At 37.1% G+C, this 24,947-nt stretch carries 20 protein-coding genes and 1 pseudogene; 15 read left to right on the forward strand and 6 right to left on the reverse strand.

Annotated features, from left to right (window positions below):
• Positions 1-84 precede the first annotated feature (84 nt).
• Both purM and purN read left to right on the forward strand, forming a co-directional pair.
• Positions 85-1,194 (forward strand): phosphoribosylformylglycinamidine cyclo-ligase, encoded by a 1,110-nt coding sequence (gene purM, locus ACFIL2_RS05635; protein ID WP_375617796.1) that lies wholly within the window; start codon positions 85-87, stop codon positions 1,192-1,194.
• Entirely contained in the window at positions 1,191-1,802 is a 612-nt protein-coding gene (purN, locus tag ACFIL2_RS05640; RefSeq protein WP_375633163.1) for a phosphoribosylglycinamide formyltransferase, read from the forward strand. The genes purM and purN overlap by 4 nt, the downstream gene beginning before the upstream one ends.
• Positions 1,803-2,081: 279 nt before the next feature.
• Here purN and ACFIL2_RS05645 read toward each other — a convergent pair whose 3' ends face one another.
• On the reverse strand, positions 2,082-4,616 hold the full coding sequence (locus tag ACFIL2_RS05645; RefSeq protein WP_375680595.1) for a response regulator: 2,535 nt from the start codon (positions 4,614-4,616) through the stop codon (positions 2,082-2,084).
• A gap of 219 nt (positions 4,617-4,835) precedes the next feature.
• Between ACFIL2_RS05645 and ACFIL2_RS05650 the strand changes: the two genes are divergently transcribed.
• A complete protein-coding gene (locus ACFIL2_RS05650) occupies positions 4,836-5,312 on the forward strand; it encodes a hypothetical protein (RefSeq protein ID WP_375634478.1) in 477 nt (158 codons plus the stop codon).
• Between the two features lie 51 nt (positions 5,313-5,363).
• On the opposite strand, the gene dksA is transcribed toward ACFIL2_RS05650, so the two are convergent.
• Positions 5,364-5,780 (reverse strand): RNA polymerase-binding protein DksA, encoded by a 417-nt coding sequence (gene dksA / locus ACFIL2_RS05655; RefSeq protein ID WP_015856486.1) that lies wholly within the window; start codon positions 5,778-5,780, stop codon positions 5,364-5,366.
• 308 nt (positions 5,781-6,088) lie between these two features.
• Positions 6,089-6,628, reverse strand: coding sequence for a flavin reductase (locus tag ACFIL2_RS05660; RefSeq protein ID WP_375606632.1), 540 nt, complete (start codon positions 6,626-6,628; stop codon positions 6,089-6,091).
• A gap of 146 nt (positions 6,629-6,774) precedes the next feature.
• On the opposite strand from ACFIL2_RS05660, the gene rpe reads away from it, so the two are divergent.
• The 10 genes from rpe (at position 6,775) to ACFIL2_RS05710 (ending at position 15,878) form a co-directional block, all read left to right on the forward strand.
• Positions 6,775-7,461, forward strand: a complete 687-nt coding sequence (rpe, locus tag ACFIL2_RS05665) for a ribulose-phosphate 3-epimerase (protein ID WP_375680596.1) — start codon at positions 6,775-6,777, stop codon at positions 7,459-7,461.
• On the forward strand, positions 7,461-8,768 hold the full coding sequence (purB, locus tag ACFIL2_RS05670; protein ID WP_375617806.1) for an adenylosuccinate lyase: 1,308 nt from the start codon (positions 7,461-7,463) through the stop codon (positions 8,766-8,768). The genes rpe and purB overlap by 1 nt, the downstream gene beginning before the upstream one ends.
• A gap of 68 nt (positions 8,769-8,836) precedes the next feature.
• The gene (locus ACFIL2_RS05675) at positions 8,837-9,385 is read left to right on the forward strand and encodes an RBBP9/YdeN family alpha/beta hydrolase (RefSeq protein WP_375634476.1); all 549 of its coding nucleotides are present in this window, start codon (positions 8,837-8,839) and stop codon (positions 9,383-9,385) included.
• A 173-nt stretch (positions 9,386-9,558) separates the two neighbouring features.
• Positions 9,559-10,323, forward strand: a complete 765-nt coding sequence (purC, locus tag ACFIL2_RS05680) for a phosphoribosylaminoimidazolesuccinocarboxamide synthase (RefSeq protein ID WP_375634487.1) — start codon at positions 9,559-9,561, stop codon at positions 10,321-10,323.
• 78 nt (positions 10,324-10,401) lie between these two features.
• Positions 10,402-10,641 (forward strand): phosphoribosylformylglycinamidine synthase subunit PurS, encoded by a 240-nt coding sequence (purS, locus tag ACFIL2_RS05685; protein ID WP_375611546.1) that lies wholly within the window; start codon positions 10,402-10,404, stop codon positions 10,639-10,641.
• Positions 10,642-10,652: 11 nt separating this feature from the next.
• On the forward strand, positions 10,653-11,324 hold the full coding sequence (gene purQ, locus ACFIL2_RS05690; RefSeq protein WP_375633167.1) for a phosphoribosylformylglycinamidine synthase subunit PurQ: 672 nt from the start codon (positions 10,653-10,655) through the stop codon (positions 11,322-11,324).
• Between the two features lie 292 nt (positions 11,325-11,616).
• Entirely contained in the window at positions 11,617-13,827 is a 2,211-nt protein-coding gene (gene purL / locus ACFIL2_RS05695) for a phosphoribosylformylglycinamidine synthase subunit PurL (RefSeq protein WP_375680597.1), read from the forward strand.
• A gap of 58 nt (positions 13,828-13,885) precedes the next feature.
• Complete coding sequence (locus ACFIL2_RS05700; RefSeq protein WP_005773427.1) at positions 13,886-14,119, forward strand: BolA/IbaG family iron-sulfur metabolism protein; 234 nt, start codon at positions 13,886-13,888, stop codon at positions 14,117-14,119.
• 98 nt (positions 14,120-14,217) lie between these two features.
• A complete protein-coding gene (gene grxD / locus ACFIL2_RS05705) occupies positions 14,218-14,550 on the forward strand; it encodes a Grx4 family monothiol glutaredoxin (RefSeq protein WP_015856495.1) in 333 nt (110 codons plus the stop codon).
• Positions 14,551-14,621: 71 nt separating this feature from the next.
• Positions 14,622-15,878, forward strand: coding sequence for a multidrug effflux MFS transporter (locus ACFIL2_RS05710; protein WP_375634474.1), 1,257 nt, complete (start codon positions 14,622-14,624; stop codon positions 15,876-15,878).
• 339 nt (positions 15,879-16,217) lie between these two features.
• Here the strand turns inward: ACFIL2_RS05710 and parC are convergent, their stop codons facing one another.
• Together parC and aspS are read right to left on the reverse strand one after the other, a co-directional pair.
• Positions 16,218-18,467, reverse strand: a complete 2,250-nt coding sequence (parC, locus tag ACFIL2_RS05715; RefSeq protein WP_375680598.1) for a DNA topoisomerase IV subunit A — start codon at positions 18,465-18,467, stop codon at positions 16,218-16,220.
• A 773-nt stretch (positions 18,468-19,240) separates the two neighbouring features.
• A complete protein-coding gene (gene aspS / locus ACFIL2_RS05720; protein ID WP_375680599.1) occupies positions 19,241-21,034 on the reverse strand; it encodes an aspartate--tRNA ligase in 1,794 nt (597 codons plus the stop codon).
• A 132-nt stretch (positions 21,035-21,166) separates the two neighbouring features.
• On the opposite strand from aspS, the gene rnd reads away from it, so the two are divergent.
• On the forward strand, positions 21,167-22,321 hold the full coding sequence (rnd, locus tag ACFIL2_RS05725) for a ribonuclease D (protein WP_375617784.1): 1,155 nt from the start codon (positions 21,167-21,169) through the stop codon (positions 22,319-22,321).
• Positions 22,322-22,967: 646 nt separating this feature from the next.
• Positions 22,968-23,152 (forward strand): annotated as a pseudogene (locus ACFIL2_RS05730) (DNA-binding protein).
• Positions 23,153-23,429: 277 nt separating this feature from the next.
• Here the strand turns inward: ACFIL2_RS05730 and ppx are convergent.
• A complete protein-coding gene (gene ppx / locus ACFIL2_RS05735) occupies positions 23,430-24,947 on the reverse strand; it encodes an exopolyphosphatase (protein ID WP_375617783.1) in 1,518 nt (505 codons plus the stop codon).

Below are 24,947 nucleotides of genomic sequence, written 5' to 3' on the forward strand. Positions count from 1 at the left end.
TCTTATCAATATCTCTTGCAGAGAGAACTCTATCATGGCATTGCATAATATCAAAACCTGATTTTCCATTAAAGGAAGGCTCCAATGAGCAATCAAGATCTTACAAATAATAAATCCAAGGCTGGGGATAAATCCAAAGCTGGTCTTACCTACGCAAAAGCCGGTGTAAACATCGATATGGGTAATGCTATGGTAGAAAAAATTAAACCCTTTATACGCGCGACAAAACGAGCCGGAGCAGATGCAGAAATTGGCGGGTTTGGTGGCCTTTTTGATTTAAAAGCAGCTGGCTTTACAGATCCTATCCTAGTAGCAGCCAATGATGGTGTGGGAACAAAATTAAAAATTGCCATTGAAGTGGGGCACCATAACACTGTAGGTATTGACCTTGTAGCTATGTGTGTCAATGATTTACTCGTACAAGGAGCTGAACCTCTCTTTTTTCTGGATTATTTTGCAACTGGAAAGCTCGACCCTGAACAAGGTGCTGCGATTGTTTCTGGTATTGCAGAAGGATGTAAACAAGCCGGTGCTGCTCTTATTGGAGGAGAAACTGCAGAAATGCCAGGAATGTATGCAGAGGGAGATTATGATCTAGCCGGTTTTGCTGTAGGAGCATGCGAACGCAGCAAGCTACTCCCTTCAAAAGATTTGATAGAAGGTGATGTTATATTAGGTCTAAGCTCCTCTGGAATTCATTCCAATGGCTTTTCGCTTGTTCGACGAATCATCCAGCAAAATTATCTCAAATGGAATAACCCTGCCCCTTTTTCTCCCGAAAACAGCCTTGGTATAGCACTTCTTACACCAACACGCATTTATGTAAAATCGCTTCTTCCCATCATGCGAAAATATGAAGGGATTAAAGCTCTTGCTCATATTACGGGTGGAGGCTTTCCTGAAAATATTCCACGTGTCCTTCCATCTTCTCTCTGCGCTGAAATTAATCTTTCTACCATCAATGTTCCAGCAGTATTTTCATGGATTGCCAAACAAGGTAAAATAGAAGAAAGAGAAATGTTAAGAACATTCAATTGTGGTATTGGCATGATCATTATCGTAGCACAGCATGCAGCTGAAACAATTACACAAGCTCTTGAAAGAAAAGGAGAAACTGTAACTCCCCTTGGCATTTTAACAAAATGCCAAGATCAAAATAAAGGAATACTTTATAAAGGGGTACTGCATTTATGAAAAAAAAAATTGTCGTTTTTATTTCTGGTAATGGGTCCAATATGGTCGCCCTTGCTCAAGCTAGTCAACAAAAAGAATATCCTGCTGAAATCGTCGCGGTTATTTGCGATAATCCGCGCGCAAACGGTATTGAAAAGGCGCAAAACCATAACTTACCTATTCATATTGTTGATCGTAAAATTTACAAAACAAAAGAAGAGCATGAAGAAAATATTTTTACGATTTTAGATCAATATAAACCGGATTTTCTCTGCTTTGCAGGGTATATGCGTCTTATCTCACCACGTTTTGTAAAACTTTATGAAGGACGAATTTTAAACATTCATCCTTCTCTTTTGCCTTCATTTAAAGGCTTAAACACACATGAAAAAGCTTTACAAGCAGGTGTAAAAATCACGGGTTGCACTGTTCATCTTGTTACAGAAGACATGGATGCAGGAAAAATCCTTGCCCAAGCAGCCGTTCCAGTCTATCCCCATGATACTGCTGAGTGCTTAGCACAAAGAGTTCTTAAAGTAGAGCATAAACTCTACCCCGAAGCTTTAAAAGCATTTATTGAAGGAAAGAGCAAAATGATAGATACGCAACAACAGCTTTTATCTTTTTGAGTGTATCAACAATCTATTAATCAGCATATTTCAATGCTTTACACATAGTTTTTGCTCAGTTTCTACAATTGAAAATCTCTATGAAATGTTGACATAATAGAGTCCATCTCTTCATAAATTTTTGCACAAAATATGTGGTGTTTTTGAATTTTAGTTCATTTTCAAAATTCTTCTTTATTCAGTTCTATGACATTATCATAAACACTATTTATCAAAATACTCTCGTATTTCGCCTAAAAAATCTTAAAATACGCAATTTTCTATTGCATAATTTTTTGCTCATGACGAAAGTGTTTCTTTAACTGTTAGAGCTAACTGTTTGAGTGTAAAAGGTTTAGATAAAAAACCAAAAACAGCATCTTGTGGAAGATTTTTAGCAAAAGCATCTTTTGCATATCCAGAAACGAAAAGAAATTTGATACCAGGATAGTTTTTACGGACTTCCTTCAATAAAGTGGGTCCATCCATTTCTGGCATCACCACATCGGAAACAATAATATCAACATCTCCTTTTTGTTCCTCAAGAATAGAGAGTGCTTCCACCCCACTTGCTGCCTCTAAAACCGTATATCCTCTCATTTGAAGAGCTCTTACCCCCCCCATTCTGACCGCATCTTCATCTTCAACCAATAAAACAGTCGCAGATCCTGTTAAGTCTATATTTTTATCTTTCTCTTCATCTTTTTCAATCTTTTGAGAAATTTCTCCTTTTATATTGGGGATATAACGGGGAAGAAAAATATGAAATGTTGCTCCTTCACCTTCTTTACTTTCACAATAAATATACCCACCGCTCTGCTTGATAATTCCATAAACCATTGATAAACCAAGTCCTGTTCCTTTTCCAACTTCTTTTGTTGTAAAAAATGGCTCAAACATTTTTTCTTGTATAGCAGCAGATATACCAGCCCCTGTATCTGAAATAGTCAATTGCACATACTCGCCAATTGCTAATCCAAGATGATTAAGTTCAGCACTTTGTTGCTTTGTAATATTATTTGTCGCAATCGTAACAATACCTCCATCTAACATGGCATCACGCGCATTAATAACCAAATTCATAATAACACGCTGAAAAGATGCTTGATCAACTTCAACGCTCCACAAATCTCTTCCATGGATAATTTTTAACTGAATATTATTCCCCAAAAGTGGTAAAATAAGATTGCGGATATCTGATAAAAATTCAGTAAAATCAACTTCTTCAGGTCGAAGTGTTTGCTTTCTAGAAAAAGCTAATAATTGCTGGACAAGAGCAGCTGCACGATTAGCATTGTTTTTAATATTGATCAGATCAGCATGAGCAGGATCAGAACTACGATGCGTATTTAAAAGAAGATCACACGACATTAAAATTGCTGTTAAAACATTATTAAAATCATGAGCAATGCCGCCAGCCAATTGTCCTACAGCTTGCATCTTCTGACTTTGCATCATTTTATCTTCAAGAGTTTTTTGTTCGGTTGTTTCAATCACAGAGATAATAAGCAAATCTTGCAATGCATCACCGTGATAGGGCGGTACAGACATAATATGGAGCCGTAAATGGCATTCTTCATTTTTTTCTAAAACAGTTTCTAGAGAAACAAAATAATTTTTATTTGTCGCAATTCTCTGAAAAGAACGCTCTAACTGCACACAATCACGACGAGAAATAACATCATAAAAATTGACAGCTTTGTCCATACATCCCGTAAGTGATGAAAAAGCTTTATTCATATGAACCAATTGCCCTGCATGATCCACCACAGCTATTGCAAAAGGACTAGCATCAAAATATTCTCCTAATATACTGGGTAATTTTAATTGATCATCTTCTTCTTTTTGTATTTGTTGTGGAATGATCACAATACGATAAATGGCCTCCTCTTCTAAGAGAGAAGAAACAGATATAAGACAATGGAATATTTTCTCACAAGTCGTGTGTGAATTTAAACATAACGAAAACCTATAAGGTAAAGAGTAACCTGAACTTTGATATCTGTTGGTTTGCAAACAGATATCACTCCATGAGCTCTTAGCGCCAACGCTATCAAATAACGAATCAAAATTATGTTGACCAATTGAGAAATTCGCTAAATCAATTGAGAACCATTCTGCAAAAGGCGCATTGGCATAAAGAATAGTTCCTTGTCTATTAACGGATACAAAACCAATAGAAGCTTGATCCAAGTGATTGATAGCCTCTTGAAGGTTCGAGAAAAAAACTTCTCGCGTTTGTTGTAAGTGCGAAATATCAGTAATACGCCAAAATAAAAGCTTTTTTTTCTGTTTTGTGATAGGTTGAACGGAAATATTATACCAAACAGATTTTTTTGGTGTAGAATCAGTAAAAATTGGCTGTTCTACTCTTAATTCCTCTTGCGCTGCAAGATTATTACAGGCTGCAACCTTTAAGCGGTACGAGAGTGCACCAGCTCCTGGAAGATCCGCAATAACCCTATAACAAGACACTTCAGGCTTATAGGTCAGAATTTTTCGATAGTTTTTATTAGAATAATAAACAAAACCAGAAAGATCAGAGATTACAATTGTATCATCGCTCCTATTAAAGATGCTAAAATCAAAATCTTCATGCGACCACACATGATATCTTAAAATTCCCATTCCACACAAAACGAGTGTTGCAACACCGATCATTGCTAGAATCAAAAAAGATATTGATATCGCCTGTTGCAAATAGTTTTGTGTATAAAAAAAACCTAAAATACCCACAATGAAAAGAAAACCTAATACAAAAACAACACCAAAAATCACAACTCTCCGATGAAACGAAGACGCTGATCTTTCATTATTCTCAAAATCTTTATCCATCTCTCTTTGCCTTAGCTTATAGCTATTTCTTATGTCACAAAACTTCCTTTATATTCGTTGTTATGTTGTTATAAAGTATATACTATGATATTATCTAAGATAAGCTCGCTTAATATTCAAAAGTTTATTTCTTACCATTATAAGTGAACCTTTTGAGGGTATGTTTATAAATTTATCTCAATAAAAAATAATATTTCCATCCAAAATGGGAGAAAATCTATGTATATCTGGTTATCAGAGCAAATAGGTGTATCTGCTGCAAACATAACGATAAGCTTTTTGCTTTTTATAATAACAATCGCAGCTATTACCGTAATTATCGTGTTTTTACGTCGCTTAGGTACGGGAAGATACAGCATTAATAGAAAAAAAAGTCTATCACGATTAGCATTATGTGAAGTAATTTCTATAGATCGGGCACGCCGCCTTGTTTTAGTCCGTTGCGATAATAAAGAACATTTGCTCCTTATTGGCGGATTAACAGATGTGGTTGTAGAATCTGATATTACTGGTACATCAAAAATACAAAAAAGAGAAACACACACACATCTAAATTCCGCCCTTCCAGAAAGAAACGATATATCGGATAAAAGTCCCTCTCCTTTTACGAATCAAGCAGTAAAAGATTCAGCCATCACCGCCGAAATTGAGGGGCGGCAAGAACCATCTTTATTCATTCCTACCCCTCAAAAATAAAATATACAATTTTATCACCACGAATTTCGTTTGTTTATCATCTCAATAACCTTAATCATCGCGATAAACTCTTTCACGTCGTTCATGACGTTCTTGCGCTTCCAATGACAAAACGGCTATCGGCCGAGCCTCAAGACGCTTTATACTAATGGGTTCGCCGGTTTCTTCACAAAAACCGTATGTCCCATTATCAATGCGCTCTAAAGCAGCATCTATTTTTGAAATAAGTTTCCTCTGACGATCACGAGCACGTAATTCGATTGTACGATCAGTTTCACAAGAAGCCCGATCAGTCAAATCGGGCTGACCAACATTCTCTTCCTGCAAATTTTCCAAAGTCTCACGAGCTTCTTTTAATATATCGTTCTTCCAAGAAACCAATTTAGCACGAAAATACGCCTTTTGCCGCTCATTCATAAAAGGCTCATCTTCACTAGGGCGATATTGACCATCAATCTCTTCGCTCATGCAATAAAAAACCTCCACATATGCTATGTGCGGTCTATATATTGTGCAATACCCATCAACACAAGAGTAAAATGTTTTTTCATAACAATCGACGAATATATCTAAATGCACTGTTTAGGTTTGATCGCTTTTTTATGTAGATTGGATTCTTGATCAAATCTCATCCAGAATCATTTTTCTCGCTTATTGAAAAACCTTAAAAAGAAGGAAATCAGATATCAGAGCCATCCCTCCCCTACTCTCTACATTGTTTAAAATCTAAATGAAGCAACAATAAATCATTTCATCAATGCAAAAAAATAAAATCTTTATAAAGGCAAAGTGTGATATTCACGTTTCAAATACATCAAAGCATCTTTTTCTTTATTACAGTTAATTGCAACAACCTCACCAATCAAAACACAATGAGTTGCGTGTTCGTGCCAACAAATCAAACGACAATCAAACGACGCTAGAGCGTCTGAAAGACTGGGCGCCCCCGTTTGCAAAGCTCCCCATTGAGCAACATCAAAACGCTCATTTTGTGTAGAATTGCAACGCCTCGAAAAAACATCCGCTAATGAGCGATGTTTTCCTGCCAAGCTATTAACACAAAAATTTCCATTCTCCATAAACACCTGATTCTTTAAATTATGACGCATGAGACAAACAAGAAGGGTTGGAGGATTATCAGATAAAGAACAACACGCCGAAACAGTCACCCCACGTCTTCCCTTAATACCATTTGTTGTCACAATATGCACAGCTCCTGCAAAAAGACTCATGGCATCTCGATATTCTTGGGAAGAAACCGCAATAGTATGTTTATGTTGAAGTTCAGGCATCAAATATGTTTTATGATTCGACATATCTTTCACTTATAAAGCTTTAAAATTTTAAGCAATCTTTCCATAAAAAGACCTATAATACATATTTTTTCTTTTCCGTCATAACACAAAAAATATTTGTGTATACACAGCGATATGATAAAAACTGCCAATCTAAGGAGATTTTAATGCCCCATGCACATCTCATTTCGCCTTCTCTCTTGGCTTCTGATTTTTCTAAACTTGGACAAGAAATGTTAGATGTTGTTGATGCTGGTGCAGATTGGCTTCATCTTGATATTATGGATGGGCACTTTGTTCCTAACATCACCTTTGGTCCTGAAATTGTCAAAGCTCTGCGCCCATTAACAAAAGCAATATTTGATGTCCACCTGATGATCGCACCAGTAGACCCTTATTTAGAAGCTTTTGCAAAAGCAGGTTCAGATATTATAACTATTCATGCTGAAGCAGGTCCACATCTTCATCGTTCATTACAAACAATCAAAAAAATGGGGAAAAAAGTAGGAATCGCACTCAATCCAAGCACCCCTGAACATATCCTTGAATATTTGCTTGATCAATTAGATCTCATTCTCATCATGACGGTCAATCCCGGTTTTGGTGGACAAAGTTTTATTCCAGAAATAAAAGATAAAATTAAGCGCGTTAAAAGCATGATTGCAAACCGCCCTATTGATCTTGAAGTTGATGGTGGTATCACCGTTGATACAATTGGGATAGCTGCAAAAGCTGGTGCAAATGTATTTGTCGCAGGCTCTGCAATTTATAAAGATGGAAATAAAGAGCTTTACAAAACACGTATTAATGCATTGCGGCAAGCCGCAATCCTCTCACAACAAGGAAAAAAATGATGATCGCACGTTATTCCCGCCCTGCAATGGTAACAATTTGGTCTCCTGAAACAAAATATCGTATTTGGTTTGAAATTGAAGCCCATGCCTGTGATGCCCTTGCTCAATTAGGGATTATTCCGAAAGAAGCCGCCAAAGTCATTTGGGAAAAAGGGGCAGCAGCTAAATTTGATATCAATCGCATTGATGAAATTGAAGCAATTACCAAACATGATGTTATCGCATTTCTAACCCACCTAGCTGAATTCATTGGACCAGAAGCACGTTTTATCCACCAAGGCATGACATCATCTGATGTTCTCGATACAACGCTGAACATTCAATTGATGCGTGCGAGTGATATTTTGCTAGAGGATATAGATCAACTTCTTGAAGCATTAAAAAGACGGGCTTTTGAGCATAAAGAGACAATCACCATTGGGCGGAGTCATGGCATTCATGCCGAACCGACAACATTTGGAATCAAGTTTGCTCTTGCATACGCTGAATTTTCCCGTTGTCGCAAACGTCTTCTTGCCGCACGAGAAGAAATTTCTACTTGCGCGATTTCAGGAGCTGTAGGAACTTTTGCAAATATCGATCCACGCGTTGAAGCACATGTAGCAAAAGCCTTGAGGATGCGTGCTGAACCGGTTTCCACCCAAGTAATACCAAGAGATCGTCATGCTATGTTTTTTGCAACACTTGGTGTTATTGCTTCCTCTATTGAAAGGCTAGCAATAGAAATACGCCATTTACAACGAACAGAAGTTCTTGAAGCAGAGGAACATTTCTCACCTGGGCAAAAAGGTTCATCGGCAATGCCTCATAAACGTAATCCAGTTTTAACAGAAAATTTAACTGGATTAGCCCGTATGGTACGTGCATTTGCACTCCCAGCCATGGAAAATGTAGCTCTTTGGCATGAACGTGATATTTCCCATTCATCTGTTGAGCGTTATATTGCTCCAGATGCGACTATTACACTTGATTTTGCTCTTTCTCGCCTCACATCTGTCATTGAAAATCTCATTGTCTATCCAGAAAATATGCAAAAAAATCTCAATAAATTCCGCGGTCTTGTTCACTCACAACGGGTTCTTTTAGCACTCACACAAGCAGGGATTAGTCGTGAAGATTCTTATCGGATTGTACAACGAAATGCGATGAAAGTTTGGGAACAAGGAAAAGATTTTTTAGAAGAACTCCTCAACGATAAAGATGTTACCAAAGCTTTAAGTGAAGAAGAGCTTCGCGAAAAATTTGATCTTTCTTACCACACCAAACATATCAATACGATTTTTAAACGTGTTTTTGAAGAACAATAAAGCGACATAGAAAACCAAAATCCATTCCACCTATGATCAAAAATCTGTTGTAACAAAGAAAACAATTCATGAAAGCAAATCAACTCGATATTCTTATTGTTCCTGGCTACAAAGGATCTGGTCCAGATCATTGGCAAACACGCTGGGAAAAAAAATTGTCGACAGCCCGCCGCATTGAACAACTCCATTGGTCAAAGCCTGTTTGTGAAGAGTGGGTTAACAAAGTTAAAACCGCCATCGCAAAAGCTCAAAGACCTGTTATGCTTATTGCTCATTCATTAGGAGTTCCCAGTGTTATTCATGCAACTGTACACAATACAGAAAAAATTTGTGGCGCTTTCTTTGTTGCCCCTCCAGATGTCGCCAATGAAAAAATACGTCCCAAACATTTAATGACATTTGGCCCCTATCATCGCCAAAAGCTTCCTTTTCCTTCTATTGTCATAGCCAGTCGCAACGATGAGTTTTGTCAATTTTCAGTAGCAGAAAAAATTGCCAATGATTGGGGATCACTCTTTGTTGATGCTGGGTATTCTGGCCATATTAACGCAGAATCCGGACACGGACCTTGGCCTGAAGGGCTTATGGTCCTCTCTCACTTTCTTGCAAAAATTTGATCCAAAAGAGGTGATCTTCTTTCTCATCGCTTATGTATCTTCACCTTTGGATAAACGTGTAATGATAAAAATTATAAAAGTATCATAGCAATATCATTGAGAAATTCTATCAATTAGGATAGTATCATTTATCAATGTTATTAAAAACCTCTCAAGATAAATAGAGAATCATGATGAATCGTCGCCACCGTATTTATGAAGGCAAGGCTAAAATTTTATATGAAGGACCTGAACCAGGGACTTATATTCAATTTTTTAAAGATGATGCAACTGCCTTTAATGCAAAAAAACATGAAATTATCGACGGAAAGGGGGTTTTAAACAACCGAATTTCGGAACATATTTTTAGCCATCTTGGACGTTTGGGCATCCCAACACATTTTATCAAACGTATAAACATGCGCGAACAGCTTATTAAAGCGGTGGAAATCATTCCGTTGGAAGTTGTTGTTCGCAATGTTGCTGCCGGCTCTCTTGCTAAGCGTTTAGGACTGGAAGAAGGAACCCCGCTTCCGCAATCCATCATTGAATTCTACTATAAAAATGATTCTCTCGATGATCCTATGGTAACGGAAGAACATATCACAGCTTTTGGGTGGGCTGTCCCACAAGAGATAGAAGATATCATGCAACTTTCAATTCGTATTAATGATTTTCTTTCTGGGCTTTTTGCCGGTGTTAACATCCAATTAATTGATTTTAAAATGGAATTTGGTCGCCTGTGGGAAGATGAAACAATGCGCATTGTTCTTGCTGATGAAATCTCTCCTGATTCTGCACGACTATGGGATATGCACACACAAGAAAAAATGGATAAAGACCGTTTTCGTCGTGATATGGGAGGGCTTATTAATGCCTATCAAGAAGTTGCCAAACGTCTTGGTATTATAAATGAAAACGAACCAACACGACCAAGTGGTCCCGTTCTCGTAAAGTAAAAACAAGGTAAAAAACATCACCTTATACAAACACCCCTCTTCAAAGGAGAGGTTCTTTTAAAAAGCAGGAAGCAAAAAATGAAAGCACGCATTACAGTTACTTTAAGAGAAAGCGTTCTTGATCCACAAGGAGAAGCGATTGTCGGTGCTTTAAAAAGTTTGGCTTTCGAAGGCATTCAATCTATTCGTCAAGGAAAGGTTTTTGATATTGTTCTTGATGATCTACCTTCTGAAACTGCAAAGAAAAAACTTGAACAAATGTGTGAAGAGTTACTCGCAAATACTGTCATTGAAAATTATACAATCGAACTTCTGTAAGTGAAACGCTCATGAAAACTGCCATCATTCAACTTCCTGGATTAAATCGTGATCGAGATATGATTGCAGCATTACATCATATAACGGGAGTTGAGCCACTAAAAATTTGGCAAACAGAAACAACAATTCCAGATGTAGATGTTATTATTATTCCTGGTGGTTTTTCCTATGGCGACTACTTAAGATGTGGTGCAATTGGAGCGCGAACTCCCGTCTTAAAAGCCATTCGTGAAAAAGCACAAGAAGGTACGACAATAATAGGTATCTGTAATGGATTTCAAATTTTGTTGGAAGCAGGATTATTACCCGGTACTTTAATGCGTAACGCTTCTTTAAAATTTGTTTGTCGTGAAATCAAACTTGAAGTCGTTAACGCCAAGACAAAATTTTCTCGATATTATTCTAAAGGACAAATTATTCGTTGTCCTGTTGCCCATCATGACGGAAATTATTTTGTTGATAGTGAAACATTGAAACAAATGGAAGACAATGAACAAATTGTTTTTCGCTATGCAGAAAATACAAACCCGAACGGCTCAATGAAAGATATTGCTGGTATTGTTAATAAAGTTGGTAATATTCTTGGTATGATGCCCCATCCTGAAAACTTTATTGAACCCGCCCACGGAGGTACTGACGGTCGTTTACTTTTTCAAAGTGCTTTAGAGTTAGTAAATGGATAATGCTGCAAAAGTACTCGCGCTCCATAATTTAAAAAAACAAGGATTTATACCATTTCTCGCATCATAAATCTATAAACAAAGCTCTTCACAAACAACAATGGATATTATTTTCTAAACACATAATTATTTAAGACCATTTTTAGTCTTAAATCCCACCAAACAAACGGACAAAATCTTTAGCTTACTGTCTATAAATATTTTTATTATTAAACAACATTATTGTTTATAATATAAGCTGCTAGGTAAAAAAATAAAAATACTAAATTTCGATTAATTTGACGGATAAATACTCATGAAGCCTTGCAATAACATCACTATTACACCAGAACTCATTGCACAACACGGGCTAAAAGAAGATGAATATCAACGTATCCTGACGTTAATCGGTAGAGAACCCACATTTACTGAACTAGGAATTTTTTCTGCAATGTGGAACGAGCATTGTTCCTATAAATCATCTAAAAAATGGCTAAAAACTCTTCCGACAGAAGGAAAATGTGTCATCCAAGGACCTGGTGAAAATGCTGGTGTTGTTGATATTGGCGAAGGACAATGTGTTGTTTTCAAAATGGAAAGCCATAACCATCCTTCTTATATTGAACCTTATCAAGGTGCAGCGACAGGTGTTGGTGGTATTTTACGTGATGTCTTTACAATGGGAGCCCGTCCTGTTGCTGCTATAAATGCATTGCGATTTGGTGCTCCTGATCACCCACGAACACGCCATCTTGTTTCTGGTGTTGTTTCTGGAATAGGTGGTTACAGCAATTCTTTTGGTGTTCCAACGGTTGGTGGAGAAGTAAATTTTGATGAGCGTTATAATGGCAATATCCTTGTTAACGCTTTTGTCGCCGGTATTGCAAAGACAGACGCCCTTTTTTATTCTAAAGCACAAGGCATCGGACTCCCTGTTGTTTACCTTGGTGCAAAAACAGGACGTGATGGTGTCGGTGGGGCAACAATGGCCTCTGCTGAATTTGATGATTCAATCAGTGAAAAACGCCCAACTGTTCAAGTAGGTGATCCTTTTACAGAAAAATGTCTTCTTGAAGCATGTTTAGAGCTCATGGAACTTGGAGCCGTAGTTGCTATTCAAGATATGGGGGCAGCAGGACTTACCTCTTCTGCCGTTGAAATGGGTGCAAAAGGAAATCTAGGGATACAGCTTAATCTCGATACAGTTCCTGTTCGAGAAGAAAACATGACAGCCTATGAAATGATGCTTTCTGAAAGTCAAGAGCGCATGCTCATGGTTCTTAAACCAGAACTAGAAAAGCAAGCAGAAGCAATTTTTCATAAGTGGGGGCTGCATTTTTCTATCATTGGGAAAACAACCGATGATTTACGTTTTCGTGTATCTCATCAAGGGGAAGAAGTTGTCAATCTTCCCATCAAAGAGCTTGGTGATGAAGCGCCTGTTTATGATCGTCCTTGGAGTGAGCCGGCAAAAAAAACATCCTTGAAAGCAGAAGACGTCAAAAAAGTTGAAAATCTTGGTGATGCGCTTCTGAGCTTATTGAATTCTGCTGATCAAAGTTCTCGGCGATGGGTTTATGAACAATATGATACTCTTATCCAAGGAAATAGCCTTGTTTGTCCAGGAGGTGATGCAGGCGTTATCCGTTTAGGAAACAACAGCAAACGTGCTCTTGCTTTTTCTTCTGATGTAACACCTCGCTATTGTGAAGCAGACCCTTATGAAGGAGGAAAACAAGCTGTCGCAGAATGCTGGCGAAACATTAGTACGACAGGTGCAACACCACTGGCTGCTACAGATAATCTCAATTTTGGTAACCCTGAAAAACCTGAAATTATGGGACAGCTGTTTTTTGCTATTAAAGGTATAGGAGAAGCTTGTAGAATCCTCGATTTTCCTATCGTTTCAGGCAATGTTTCTCTTTACAACGAAACAAATGGGGATGCCATTCTTCCAACCCCCACAATTGCTGGTGTAGGTCTTCTTAATGATTGGTCTAAAATGGTAACAATAAGTGGTATGCAAAATGGAGATATTCTTGTTTTAGTAGGAAATTGTGGCTCCCATTTAGGACAATCAATCTATGCACGTAACATTTTAAATATTGATGCAGGTGCCCCCCCCCCTGTAGATTTACAACTTGAAAAAAAGCATGGTCAATTTATTCGAGATGTCATACATCGTGGTTTTGTTCATGCTGCTCATGACATTTCTGACGGAGGATTAGCGATAGCACTTGCTGAAATGGTGATTAAAGCAGGTAAAGGAATCAAAGTAAAATTAAGCAATAAATCACCCCATCATGCAGAACTTTTTGGAGAAGACCAAGGACGTTATCTTTTAGCCGTCAAACCTCACTCTCTTAATAGTCTTAAAGAGCTCGCACAAATAAGTGCAGTTTCTTTAACAGAGCTAGGTCAAGTTGCAGGTGATGCACTTGATATAGATGGAATACTAAAACTTTCTATAGACAAACTCACAAAAGCCTATGAAAACTGGTTTCCACAATTTATGGGTGAAGAGTAAAAATTGTTTTTCTCTTAAACAGCCTTTATAAAAAAATGAACAACATAGGAGAATAATGATGGCAATGAGTGCCCATGCAATTGAAACGCTTATTCGTGAAGGCATTCCTGATGCTACTGTAACAATTCGTGATCTTGCTGGAGATGGGGAACATTATGCTGCAGAAGTTATTTCTGAAAGTTTTCGTGGTAAAACCCGTGTTCAACAACATAAAATGGTCTATGATGCCCTTAAAGGCAATATGGGAAATGACCTTCACGCCTTAATGTTGCAAACAAATATCCCAAAATAATCTAAAATTTCTTCTTGCATTCACTCATTTAATACGATTAAAAACAGTATGAATATAAATTACACACTTATAAAAATCTGAAATATCGAGGGATAAAAATGACCACTGTTCATGATTTTATTGACAACGAGATTAAAACAAACGACGTCATTTTATTCATGAAAGGAACACCTGATGCTCCGCAATGCGGGTTTTCAGGACAAGTTGTTCAAATCCTTGACTATTTAGGATTGAATTATAAAGGAATTAATATCTTAACTTCTAACGAATTGCGTCAAGGAATTAAAGATTACTCAAATTGGCCAACAATTCCACAGCTGTATATCAAGGGTGAATTTGTCGGAGGCTGTGATATTGTTAAAGAGATGTTTCAAAACAATGAGTTACAGGAACTTTTGAAAGAAAAAAATATTCCCTGTAATCAATCATAGGTATCTTTCATTTTATTCAGACTCTTAAAAAGAGCTGTTTTCAGACGAAATTTCTATTTCAAGGATGCCATATGTCGTATTCAGTCGATGAACAAACGCATAGTGATGCGATTAGAAAAAAAATTGGCTATAAAGAATTTGTTATTCTTATTGCTTCGCTCATGGCTATTAACGCTATAGCTGTTGATATTATGCTGCCAGCTATGCCTAATATTTTAGATGGTTTAAATGTTCTCAATGAAAATGATCAACATTATATCATTTCGAGTTATCTTATTAGCTATGGTATTGCTCAAATATTTTTCGGTCCAATAAGCGATAGGTATGGACGACGTAAACTTATTCTTATTGGTCTTGCTTTTTATTCATTTACGGCGATTGGCTGTGCCTTTGTAACTGATTTTTCTCTTTTACTTATTTTGCGTATCTTACAAGGTATTGGAGGAGCTGCTATGCGGGTTCTTACAGTTTCCGTCGTACGTGATCTTTACAGTGGTCGAAAAATGGCAGAAGTTATGTCTATTGTTATGATGGTTTTTCTTGTTGCACCAATGGTTGGTCCCGCAACAGGACAGATCATTTTACAGCTCGGACATTGGCAATATATTTTTATTTTCATGGCAATGATTGGTTTCGGGTTGATGATTTGGATTCAATTCCGCTTGCCGGAAACTCTTTATGCGCAACGCTCTCTTTCCTTTTCTTCAGTCAAACATAATTTATGGATTGTAATAACCAATCGCACAACACTTTGCTATACACTAGCAACTTCGATTATTTTAGGCTGTATCTTTACCGCCGTTAATACATCACAACAAACGTATGAAGGGATCTATAATCTAGGACTTTGGTTCCCTATTGCCTTTGCAGTTGGTGCTGCATTTCAGGCTTTCTCATCATTCATGAACTCTCAACTCGTTGGACGCCTTGGAATGCGGCGTATTGCTCATACTATGCTTTTGCTCTTTTGTATCACTTCATGTGTATGGTTTATTGGCTCTATCTTAACAGATGGTATCCTTCCTTTTGCTTTTTACATGCTGTTATTCTGTATATTGATGTTTGCCTGCGGTGGCATTATGGCCAATTTCAATACACTCTCTCTCGAATCTGTGGGGGAAATTGCTGGAACAGCTTCTTCTGTATCCGGCTTTCTTCAAACATCTATCGGTGCAGGACTCAGCTTTTTTATTGCCCAACAATTTGATGAAACAACCATCCCAAACTCAGCAGGATTTTTCTTTCTGAGTCTCACTGCCATACTTCTCGTCTTATGGGCTGAACGTGGTCATCTTTTTAGGCAATATCATAGTAATCCTAACGAATAAATATTACTACGAAAGATTAATAACATCTCTCTTGAACAATAAGAAGATAAACCTATCAGACAAAATAAAACATCTCCAAATAGAACACTCTTGTGTTAAACATTCACATTGTTTGTTTAAAGGTACAACTCTCGAAATATCAAATCATTTCACGACAGCACCTATAAATGCTGTAATGTTAAAAAACAGTTTTGATTGATTTAACCTGAACAAGATCGAAATAGAAAAAACTTACGCTTTAGGTTTTTCGTTCAATATAAAAATAATAAATTATCTTTATAAATTAATATCTTACACAATCATAAAACCATAGGGAACTTTCCCGTGTATAAAATACATTTAATTGATAAATTTTCCTGATTTTGGAAATCCTCTTGGAACCAAACGCCCGACGCCCGCACGCATTCCCATCCATTCAATGAGATCATCAGCTTGACGGTTAAAGATTCGTTCAGCTGTATCTTGCCAACTTAAGCCTTCTGATAAATTAAAAGTCTTGGCATCAACAACAACACCTTCTTTATAACGCTGTAAACGAACACCCTTACCGCGATTCATTTCTGGTATTTGTTCAATAGAAAAAATAAGCATTTTACGGTTTTCACCGACTACAGCAACATGATCACCATTTACCGGAACACAAAGCTTTACCTTATCAGGAGCTTTCACATTCATCACTTGCTTTCCTTTTCGTGTATTGGCGATCACTTCTGCAGAAGAAACAATAAAACCATTACCGTGAGATGAAACCAAAAGCAATTTTTCCTCGGCGTGATGCACAAAAGCTGTGAGAACATCGTGCTCATCATCCATATCAACTAAGAGACGAATAGGTTCACCATGTCCCCGCCCTCCAGGTAAATTATTTGCACCAATAGCAAAAAACTTCCCCCCCGTACTGATCAGCACAATCTTGTCGGTCGTAAATGCTGGAAAGGCTAACTTTAAACTGTCTCCTTCTTTAAAAGAAAGTGCTTTATAATCGGTCAAATGTCCCTTCAAAGCGCGCATCCACCCCTTTTCAGAAATAACAATAGTAATCGGTTCTTTTTCGATCATTGCTTGTTGAATATCATCAAGATCATGTCTTGGTGCCTCTTCAAACGTCGTACGTCTTTTCCCCAAGAGTGTTTCAGGACCAAAAGTGTTTCGAACTTTTTTGATTTCTTCTGAAATTATTTTCCACTGTTTTATAGGAGAAGCTAACAAATTCTTTAGCTTTTCTTTTTCAGCTTTCAAACTTTCAAATTCTTTACGAATTTCAAATTCCTCAAGCTTACGCAAAGAACGCAAGCGCATATTAAGAATAGCTTCAGCTTGATTTTCTGTTAATTCAAACCGATTAATCAGCTTCTTTTTCGGTTCATCATCTTCACGAATAATCTGAATGACCTCATCGAGATTTAAATAGGCAATCAGATATCCATGAAGAATTTCCAATCGGCTATCAATTTGATCCAGCCGATAATGAGAGCGACGAATAAGCACTTCCTGACGATGTTCAAGCCATTGCTTCAAACTTTCTCGCAAAGAAAGGACATTAGGTATTTTTCCCAAAGACAAAACATTCAGATTAAGGGGAAATCTTACTTCAAAGTCAGTCAATTTAAAAAGAGACTCCATGAGGAGCTCCGGATCAACCGACCGATTTTTAGGAACCAGCACGATTCTGATATCTTCTGCTGATTCATCTTGGATATCCTCAAGCATTGGCAATCGGCGTGCAAGCAATAACTCTGCTGTTTTTTCAATAAGACGTGACTTTTGAATCTGATAGGGAATTTCAGTCACAACAATCACATAAGAACCACGGCTACCAGGCTCCTGATGCCAACGTGAACGCAAGCGAAAAAATCCACGCCCAACACGATAGGATTCCTCAATACTTTTTTTAGGTTCAACTAAAATTCCCCCCGTCGGAAAATCAGGACCAAGAACAAATTGATTTAATTCCTCATCATTTACATCGGGATGCGCAATCAAATGGAGTGCTGCATCACAAAGCTCAGCAACATTATGGGGGGGAATAGATGTTGCCATACCAACAGCAATACCAGAAGAACCATTTGCTAAAAGATTAGGGAAAGCTCCTGGTAAAACAACAGGCTCTTCATCTTCCTCATTATAGGTTAAACGAAAATCAATAGCATTCTCATTAATTCCTTCAAGTAACAATGCAGCCACTTCAGTCATACGTGCTTCCGTATAACGCATGGCAGCAGCATTATCACCATCAATATTACCAAAATTGCCTTGCCCATCAACCAACGGATAACGAACAGCAAAATTTTGAGCCAAGCGCACCAAGGCATCATAAATAGACGAATCCCCATGAGGATGAAATTTTCCCATGACGTCACCAACAATCCGCGCACATTTCGCATAAGACTGTCCAGGATTTAGTTTGAGAAGACGCATCGCATGAACAATCCGCCGGTGGACAGGCTTCAATCCATCACGCACATCAGGCAATGCACGGTGTGTAATCGTAGAAAGTGCATAAGCCAAATAACGTTCCTGTAAAGCAGAACGTAATTCTATTGGTTCAATATGTTCTTTATCAAAAGGTAAATTCATTTTATCAGACATAGTATTAAAACAACAATTCCCACAATAATAAGAAATTATTTTATAGGATTTATTTAATGAAAGCTTCTATGAGTCGGCTTTTTTATTAAAAGTCAATTACATAAAAACAAACGCTGCAATTAGAACATGAACAGAAAATTATATCAATTTGAAAAATTTATACATGTCCTTCCTCCCTTGTCCTAAGTAATTTATTGAAAGCTTTGTCAAATTCGACGATAATTTAACTGCCCACAAAGAGTTATTTCATCTTTTCTGGAATGACAAAAGCACCTTTCAAACATCATCTTTTATTATAAAGATAAATTGTATAACAACCACATTCAGTTTTTCTATGAAAAACTAAAAAATATTCAAAACTTATGAAATTTAAACTTTTCAGAGTAAGTCCATAGAATGGAAAATCACATTATTCTCATAAAAACGAAGAGACACAATTCTCTGCTACAACGTTGTAAAAACTTCAATAAAAAACAAATAATATATTGACATATAAAGATAATTCATTTTTTTCAACTAAAATGAGACTCTCGAATATTATAGAATTCTTTTATTTCTAATTTATTCATGACCAAGCAATCATAATTATTTTCTCACCTATCACAAGGAGAAGAGCCACTATAGAAACAAGGAATAAAAATGCCTCGTAAAAAATTAAACAATAGCGTTTTGCCTATCTAAATTTCACAAACAGTACACACACACCGATGGCTCTTGAGAGGCATCAAAACTTCACTCTACGTAGAAAAGATGAAAACAATCCATTATCAACTTTATGAGCTATTTTTGTGAATAGGAGCCATGCGGATTCCTAAATCACGTAATTGTGTAGGAGAAACATCAGACGGAGCACTCATCAAAAGATCAAGCGCCTGTTGATTCATAGGGAATAAAGCAACTTCACGCAAATTTTTAACACCTTGCAACAGCATAATGATGCGGTCAATTCCCGCAGCCATGCCACCATGTGGCGGAGCCCCATAATGGAATGCACGATAAAGACCACCGAAACGATCTTTCACAACTTCCTTAGAAAGTCCTACAAGTTCAAAAACTTTAAGCATCATTTCTGGTAAGTGATTACGAATTCCACCTGATGCAATTTCATAACCATTGCAAACAAGATCATATTGAAAGGCTTTAATAGTAAGAGGATCTTGACAGGCAAGAGCATTTTCTCCCCCTTGAGGCATGGAAAAAGGATTATGTCCAAAATCAATCTTTTTTTCATCTTCATTCCATTCAAAAAATGGAAAATCAACAATCCACGCCAAAGAGAAACTATCTCTATCAAGAAGATCTAATTCTTCCCCTACCCTTGTGCGTGCTGCTCCGGCAAAAGATGGAAACTTTTTTGGATCGCCAGCTACAAAAAAACAGGCGTCCCCACTTTCAAGTCCAAGCTGTATACGAATTGCTTCAGTCCTCTGTTCACCAATATTTTTGGCGATAGGCCCTGCTCCTTCAAATTTTCCTTCTTCTTCACGCCAGAAAATATAGCCGAGTCCTGGTTGCCCCTCGCCTTGTGCCCATACATTCATACGATCACAAAAAGCACGACTTCCACCCGTTTTAGCTGGGATAGCCCACACTTGTGCATTCTCATCATTCGCTAAAATTTGAGCAAAAACTTTGAAACCAGAATTATAAAAATGCTGAGAAACATCTTCCATAATGATCGGATTACGTAGATCAGGCTTATCAGAACCATATTTTCGCATTGCTTCATCATAGGAAATGCGAGGAAAGCTTTGTGTCACAGTTTTTCCATCTGCAAATTCTTCAAAAATAGAACGCATAATAGGTTCCATAGTTGCTAAAACATCTTCTTGCTCAACAAAACTCATTTCAACATCTAATTGATAAAATTCACCAGGAAGACGGTCGGCCCTTGGATCTTCATCTCTAAAACATGGAGCAATCTGAAAATAACGATCAAAACCTGACATCATCAACAACTGTTTATATTGCTGTGGCGCTTGCGGTAGCGCATAAAATTTTCCCTGATGAACACGACTTGGAACCAAAAAATCACGTGCGCCTTCCGGCGATGAAGCTGTCAAAAGCGGCGTCGTAAATTCCGTAAAACCATTATTTTGCATAGCCCGTCTCATGGCCGCAATAATTTCAGTCCGACGCATGATATTTTTGTGCATAGTCTCCCGACGCAAATCAAGAAAACGATATTTTAATCGAATATCTTCTGGATAATCAGGCTCACCAAAAACCGGTAAAGGAAGCTCATCAGATTTTGAAAGAATTTCTACCTCTTGTGCAAAAATTTCAATCTCACCTGTTGGAAGCGTTGCATTAATAACCTCATCAGAACGAGCACATACCTCCCCATCCACACGAATAACCCATTCAGAACGCACTTTTTCAATAAATTTAAAAGCTGGTGAAGCAGGGTCAGCAACAATTTGTGTGATTCCAAAATGATCACGTAAATCTACAAAAAGAATTCCTCCATGATCACGAACACGATGAACCCACCCCGAAAGACGAACTTGTGTTCCTACATCACATCTACGAAGAGCCGCACAATGATGACTGCGATAACGGTGCATGTTTTTTGCCTTTGATTATAATATTCACATGCGCTACAAACGCTTTTTAATAACCATTTGTCAAGATATGAGAATAAAAACTCAGAAATAAAGTCAATAAAGCACAAATTTAATTTATCGAATTATAATAAAATGATGAATCTTATTACACAAACAACAGATCTTGAAATTGCACTTAACGCTCTACGTACCTCTGATTTTGTAACAGTCGATACTGAGTTTATTCGCGAAACAACTTTTTGGCCTCAACTGTGTTTAATCCAGCTCGCATCACCAGATGTCACAGTTTTGATTGATCCCATAGCACCAAATATTGATTTACAACCTTTTTTTGACCTTATGATCGATAAAAAAGTTGTAAAAGTTTTTCATGCTGCGCGCCAAGATATTGAAACAATTTATCATCTTGGAGGTGTTATTCCTTCCCCTCTCTTTGATACGCAAATAGCAGGATCAATTTGTGGATTTGGTGATTCTATCTCCTATGATCAAATTGTACAACGCTGCACGGGGCATCATCTTGATAAATCCTCCCGCTTTACAGACTGGAGTTACCGCCCTTTGTCTGAAAAACAACTGCTCTATGCACTTGCCGATGTAACTTACTTAAGAGATGTTTACCTGTTATTGAAAAAAAGGTTAGAAAAAAATCAACGTGCTCACTGGATGAACGATGAAATAACAATCCTTTTAAATCCTAAAACCTATGATATGCCAGAAGATGAAGCATGGAAAAAAGTGAAAGGAAAAATTAAAAAGCCACGTGAACTTGCTGTATTACAAAAGATAGCAGCTTGGCGGGAACGTGAAGCACGAAAATACAATATGCCACGTCGTCATATCATAAAAGATGAATGTCTTATAGAAATAGCAACCCAACAACCAAAAGATGAATCTGCATTAAAACGGTTGCGCAGTCTTAATAAGAATTGGGATAAACTCTCAATTGCTCAATCATTAATCAAAGCTGTCCACGAAGGCTTAGAGGTAGATCTTTCTACTTTACCCCCCATTCCTAAACATAATCCACTCAATGATACGACAGCCGCTGTTATCGATCTGCTCAAAGTGTTATTAAAAATTGTTGCAAATGAAAACAGCATTGCCCCTAAAATTATTGCAACATCTAATGATTTAGAAAAAATTGCCAATGGAGGAATAAAGAAAAATATTCCCGCTATGAATGGCTGGCGCTATGAAATATTTGGTCAAAAAGCCGAACAACTGCTAAAGGGCCAGATAGGGTTTTACTGTAACGATGGAAAAATAAACACAAAACAGCTTTAATTTACATTTTCATTTTGAAAAATCCATTATATGCTACTCATTATCTACATCAATTGGTATACCCTATAGGCCAACGGAAATAGGATAAATAAAGCCTACTTCTGACAAAGTTAAAAAATTAAATAGTAAACTCTTATTAAAATGATAGCTAAATCTTTATCAGGTCAATCAAATAGCAATCCCTTTAAAAATAATCTAAAAAAACAAACAGCTCCTTATTTAAAAGTTTTGAAAAGAAAAAGTTCTGATATAAAAGCGCATTCATTACAAAAATAGCAGCCTAGAAATAGGAACAAACAAAGATATAATGCCTCACGTCACCATATCATATTAAAAAACTACCGAGATTGCAATCTAACAATCAAAAACAAGCCAGCATAACAACTAAAATACCTAACAAAAGCAATATATTGATTTCTAACGATAATCTAGCGTTATTTATATTGAATTAGACCTCCGAATATCGTAAGATTCTCTCATTTCATCTCAATAAGACTCATAAATTTTCACATAAGAAATTATATGATAAAGCGCTGTTTTTTATAAATTAAACACCTTTCAAAGGATTCAAAAATCATGGTTAATAAATAGTTATGATTTATTTCTATTTTTTATATTGAAAGGATTTTATAATGACTGAAATGATATTCTTTTGACAGACCGTAAAAGTGCAAAACTGTTTCATATGAGTATTTCAACATTCCAGCGTCATGTAACCAATGGATCTCTCCCAAAATCTTTAAAACTTGTTTTTTATCGCGTTGGTTACAATCGAATCTTATCAAGATAATCGAGCAAGCTAAACAGAAACATTATAACGACGCAGCATAAAAAGAAAACCTTTTCACGTAAAAATGGACAAAACTTTTCATTTTCACATGAAGCTTATGAAGTGAAAAATCCATCCTGTGACGCAAATAACAGAATAAAAAATTATGTTTTCTTTTATGAATGCTCAGGCATTAACAAATGCTTTGCGTGGTGTCTAGCATGGGCGCGTTATGGAACAAGTCCTATTGTTCAGCTCATGATGATAGGCTACCTAGTTTATCCCTCGTCAATAGCCCTATATTATAAGACATAAAACACGAATAAATTAGGAAAAAAATCAAAAAATTTCAAAAGCGAGAGGTTGTTTTATTATTTTTGATAACTTCTGTAATCGTCCAAAAGGACGTTCTCCTAATAATCCAGCGTAATTCTTTGGGATCTGCAGGATAATATGATCTGCTTTTCTATGCCACAATAAATGAGGTAAAATTCCTGCAACAGAAGCACTGAAAAGATGAGCAATACGCATAGTTTCGCCAAGAATACGTGCTTTTTCAATTATATTTTGAGTTGCTAATTGAAAAATGGGAAGAGATTCTTTATCAACCAATAAACTCGTATTGCGAAAAAAAACAGCAAGCGCCGCGTAAAGGCGCCCTTCATGAGAAATTCCTGGATAAGATCCTAAAGCTATTTGATTTGCTGCTTCATTGCCTCGATAATCTGGATGTATACGCCAACCAATATCCGCAAGAAGACAAGCGGCTTGACGATAACGGCATTCATTTTCCGTTTCTGAAATTCCAAAAACTTCAAAAGCATTCGTCGTAAAATCAATGAGTTCTTCTGCTTGTTTTGGTGAACGTGCCCGTAAAATAGCCATTTCTGTGCATGCTGCAATGAGAGGATCTGAAAGTCGAATCGCCTGCGGCAATCGTGAATAAAGAAAACCTTCACGAACGCCAGCACCAGAAAAGATTATCTTTTCAAACTCCATACACTGAATGAGTTCAATAAGAACTATTGCCCCATAAGATAAAAGTTTTCGACGGTTCTGAGAAACCGCTGCAATCCCTCTCATATTATCAATATTGCCACGTGCTACAAGACGTAAAAAGTTCTCCATTTCAACAGCATCAACTTCATAGCCATGCATAACAGGAAGCCGATAGTGTTTCATTGCCATATGGAGTTTTGCCAAATTACGCCATGTCCCCCCTACTGCATAAAAATAACGTGCTATACCTTTACGAGTACGAACAACAGACGATTTATAAAATTGCTCATGTACAATTTTTTTAGCTACAGCACTATCATTATTTGACATATACTGTAGCCTTAAACCACCCAATGGGAGCGTTATCCCTTCACCAACATCAGAATGATCAATATCAATCAGCTCAAGACTTCCACCACCAAGATCCCCAGAAATACCTTTTGGTTGATAAAAAGTAGACACAACTCCATATGCTGAATACATAGCTTCTTCACTTCCTGAAAGAAGATATATTTTATTTTGCAAAATATCTTCAGCATGCTGAATAAATGCTACGCCATTCTGTGCATCTCGTGCTGCCGCTGTTGCTAAAGTATAGACCTCATCTGCCCCAATCTGTCGACAAAGCGTACGAAACCGTTTCAGTGTTTGCAACGCCATTTTCATCGATTTTTCTTCTAAAAATCCTGTTTTCGCCACACCATGACCGAGACCACAAAGAATCTTTTCATTAAATAAAACTGTTGGTGATCGAACAAGCCCCTCATAAATAACCAACCGAACAGAATTTGAGCCAATGTCAATAACAGCAACAGGCTTACGCCCTTTTAACCGACCTTGAGCATCTCTATATGTCAT

Origin of the sequence: Bartonella sp. AP30XZML, assembly GCF_042195945.1 — a bacterium.
Taxonomy (GTDB): Bacteria; Pseudomonadota; Alphaproteobacteria; order Rhizobiales; family Rhizobiaceae; genus Bartonella.